General features: G+C 72.2%; 3 protein-coding genes. 1 reads left to right on the top strand and 2 read right to left on the bottom strand.

Annotation, left to right across the window (positions count from 1 at the left end; translation table 11 throughout):
• Nucleotides 1-146: 146 nt before the first annotated feature.
• Entirely contained in the window at nucleotides 147-1,079 is a 933-nt protein-coding gene (locus AB0B89_RS35315) for a Ppx/GppA phosphatase family protein (RefSeq protein WP_358561809.1), read from the bottom strand.
• A 142-nt stretch (nucleotides 1,080-1,221) separates the two neighbouring features.
• Here AB0B89_RS35315 and AB0B89_RS35310 point away from each other — a divergent pair, with 142 nt between their 5' ends.
• The gene (locus AB0B89_RS35310; RefSeq protein ID WP_358561806.1) at nucleotides 1,222-3,201 is read left to right on the top strand and encodes a serine protease; all 1,980 of its coding nucleotides are present in this window, start codon (nucleotides 1,222-1,224) and stop codon (nucleotides 3,199-3,201) included.
• Between the two features lie 28 nt (nucleotides 3,202-3,229).
• Here AB0B89_RS35310 and AB0B89_RS35305 read toward each other — a convergent pair.
• Nucleotides 3,230-3,696: DUF3592 domain-containing protein (locus AB0B89_RS35305; RefSeq protein WP_358561803.1), on the bottom strand; the 467-nt coding region annotated here is incomplete at its 5' end.

The raw sequence follows: 3,696 nt of genomic DNA, 5'->3' as shown, positions 1-3,696 counted from the left end.
CTCCTCTTGTGTTGTCGCGGTGGACACGTGCCCTGGATGAGCGCGCTCACACTTCTCCATACGCAGGTGGAAAGACTGATTCTCCTGCAAACGGAGGGCGCCACGGCACATCGGCGGGACCCGTGTGACGACCGTCACGTCATGGGTCACGAACCGGGCATGCCGTCCAGGCGGCGAAGGATCACGCCCTCGCGCAGCGCCCAGGGACAGATCTCCAGCTCGGGGGTGTCGAACAGGTCCATCGTGGCCTCGGCCACGACCGCGCCCGCCAGAAGCTGCGGCGCGCGCCCCACCGAGACCCCGGGCAGGTCGGCGCGCCGGGAGTTGCTCATCGTGGTGAGCCGCTCGGTCCAGCGCGACAGGTCCTCGCGGTTCAGCACCCGCTTGACGTAGGACCCCTCGCCCGACGGAGCGGCCCCGGCGATGCGGGCGAGCTGCTTGAACGTCTTGGACGTCGCCACCGCGTGGTCCGCGCGGCCGTACTTCACCACGTCGCCGACGATCCTGCCGATCTCAGCGCGCACCTGCCTGCGCATGTTCCGCACCTCCTCGGCGGGAGGCGGGTCGGCGCTGAACCACCTGCGCGTCATGCGCCCCGCTCCGACGGGGAGCGAGACCGCGACGTCCGGCGCCTCCTCCACCCCCGAGGCGATCTCCAGGGAGCCGCCGCCGATGTCCAGCACCAGCAGCCTCCCGGACGACCAGCCGAACCAGCGCCGAACGGCGAGGAACGTCAGCCGCGCCTCGTCCTGCCCGGAAAGGACCTGGACGTCCACGCCGGTCGCGGACCGCAGGCGGCCGAGGACGTCCTCCCCGTTGACCGCCTCCCGTACGGCCGAGGTGGCGAAGGCCATGATGTCCTCCACGCCCTTGTCCTCGGCGATGCGCAGGGAGTCCTCAACGAACCGCAGCAGCTCGCGCTCGCCCCCGGGGGACAGCTTGTCCCCGTCGTGGAGGTGCTCGGCCAGCCGCATCTCGGCCTTGTGCGAGTACGCCGGCAGCGGCTGCGCGCCCCTGTGGGCGTCCACCACCAGGAGGTGCACCGTGTTGGAACCGATGTCCAGGACGCCAAGTCGCATGAGCAGACGCTACTACTCGCGTGAGAACACGCCGAAAGATCCCTCCCCGTAGCTTGAGTAGGGGAGTACTCATGCGCGCGCCGCCCGGGTGGCGGAGGCTGGAGAGCGTCCACCTTCACGCGTTCACCACCGGCGGCGGCCCATGAGCACGATCCACCATCCCGGCACGGCCAAGGCCCGGCAGACCGACGCCGCCACGCGGCGGTACGCGGAGACCACGGGCCCGCGCGAGGCCAACCTGAGCCGGCGCCGGGCGGAGGGCCTCGCGGTCCTCGACGGGGAGCACCAGCTCGCCGCCCGCGCGCAGCGTCTCCTGCGCCGGGGCGACCTGCCCGTCGCCGCGGTGGCCCGCGTGGTCGCCGAGGGCGGCCCCTCGGGTCCACGCCTGCTCGAACAGATCATCGGCGAGTCAAGCGAGCTCCAGGCGGTCAACTTCCTGGCCCGGGGGACGCGGGCCGCCGCGACGGTGGCCAGGATCTCGCTGAACGACGGCGGGCGGCTCCTCCCCCGGGGAACGGGGTTCCTGGTCGGCCCGGCGCTGCTGATGACCAACAACCACGTGCTGGCGAACCAGGAGAGCGCGCGTGACCTCGTCGTGGAGTTCGGGGCGGAGGTGAACCTCGACAACGAGCCGGCCGTCCCGGCGCGGTTCCGGCTCGAACCGGAGGCGTGCTTCATCACCGACCTGCATCTGGACTTCACCCTGGTCGCGGTGAGACCTGGCCCCGACGGCAGGCGCGCGGGCGAGGTGTTCGGCTGGAACCGCCTCGTCGCCCAGCAGGGGAAGGTCGTCATCGGCGAGCCCGTCAACATCGTCGGGCATCCGAGCGGGCGGCTCAAGGAGATCTCCATCCGGCACAACGAGCTGTCGATGCAACTGGACGACTTCCTGCACTACACCAACGACACCGAGCCCGGTAACTCCGGCTCCCCCGTCTTCAACGACCAGTGGGAGGTCGTCGCCCTCCACCACTCCGGCATCCCCCGCGTCGACGAGCAGGGCCGCTGGGTCCGCAAGGACGGGCACCCCTGGTCGCCGGGGGACGGCGACGACGCCGTGGACTGGGTGGCCAACGAGGGCGTGCGGGTCAGCGTGATCCTGGCCCGCCTCGCCCGGTTGCGGCCTTCCGCTCCGGTCCAGGCCCTGCTGGCCGAGATGGGCCCCGCGGCCGGGCTCACCGTGTCCCCCGCCTGGGCCGAGGCGCTCGGCGCCCCCGCCGGGACCTCGAAGGTCACCGGGTTGGCGGGCCGCCCCTCCGCCTTCGGCGGCACGGGCCGCCTTGTCTTCGTCCACGGGCGCAGCCAGGAGGGCAGGGACCCCGAGGCCATCCGCCGGGAGTGGACCGCCGGGCTCAACAAGGGCCTCACCCTGGCGGGCTCTCCCCTGGTGGACCCGGGGGACGTGTGGCTGCCGTTCTACGGTGACCGCTTCCTCGACGCGGTGACGGGCCTTGAGGCGGCGCCCGTGCTCGCGGGGGCGGTGAGCGACAACGTCGCCGCGGCCCTGGCCCCCTCCTCCCCCACGACCCGGCTGCTGTACGAGCAGATGATCGCCGAAGCGGCCGCCAAGGCGCGCATGCCCGCCGACAGCGTGAGCGAAGGGCTCACCACTCCCCTGCAGCGGATGCTGAGCTGGCTCGCGGCCACCACCAACCTGGACCGGTTCCTCATCGCCAAGATCTTCCGCGACGTGGCGGCCTACCTCGACGACCCGGACATCAGGCGCACGGTGCTGGACGCGGTGTGCGAGACGCTCCCCGCCTCGGGCCCGGTCGTGCTGGTCACCCACAGCCTCGGCACGGTGGTGGCCATGGACCTGCTCACCCGGCTTCCCCCCACCCTGGAGGTCCCCCTGCTGGTCACCGCGGGCAGCCCGCTGGGCCTCGACACCGTGTACACCCGCCTGCTCTCCGGCGGACCCCACCGCCCCGCCCAGGTGACCCGCTGGCTCAACGTGTGGAGCCCGGCCGATCCCGTCGCCATCGGGTGCCCGCTGCGCGACGACTGGGACGGTCCTCTGGAGGAGACGGCCGTGGACAACCGGCTGGAACGCGCCCACCTGATCGAGGAGTACCTCGCCCACCCCGCCATCGCCCGTGCCATCCGCGAGACCCTCCCCTGACCGCTCGCGCCCTCCGCCCGGCCGACGGTCAGCCGCCGAAGGCGACCACGGCGATGCATACCACCAGGAATACCGCGCCGGTGCCCGCGAAGACCATTCCTATGAGGTTGCCGCCGAGCATGGTGTCCACGCGCATGCGGTCCGGCCTGGCGGGGTCGTACAGGACCGGCACCTCGGCGCCGACCGGGGCGATCGGCGGGCTGGAGCCGACGTTGCCCTCGACCTCGACCGGCCGGCCGTCCGCCGTCGTGAACCTGATGGTGGGGTAGTAGACGGTCCCCTCGCTGGAGTGGCTGGGACGCAGCCGTACGACCTGGCCCGGTACCCGGTGGGCGATCCGGCGGAAGTCGCGCCGGGACAGCAGCAGCCCGGCGCCGACGCCACCGAAGACCAGCGCGGCGAGGCCGAAGGCGAGCACGAGCCAGGCAGTGACGGACATGTGAAGCCGTTCCTGCGGCACCTGCGTCACACCCTCATCGTCGTCGACCCAAGGGC

It is taken from the genome of Sphaerisporangium sp. NPDC049002, assembly GCF_040649355.1.
Taxonomy (GTDB): Bacteria; Actinomycetota; Actinomycetes; order Streptosporangiales; family Streptosporangiaceae; genus Sphaerisporangium.
Note: the sequence above shows the minus strand (reverse complement) of the source record. Positions and strands in the feature narration are given on the sequence as shown.

What these genes read in the sequence shown, in the direction of transcription:
- AB0B89_RS35315 (WP_358561809.1), bottom strand. Translation starts at nt 1,079, where the DNA reads ATGCGACTTGGCGTCCTGGACATCGGTTCCAACACGGTGCACCTCCTG.
- AB0B89_RS35310 (WP_358561806.1), top strand. Translation starts at nt 1,222, where the DNA reads ATGAGCACGATCCACCATCCCGGCACGGCCAAGGCCCGGCAGACCGAC.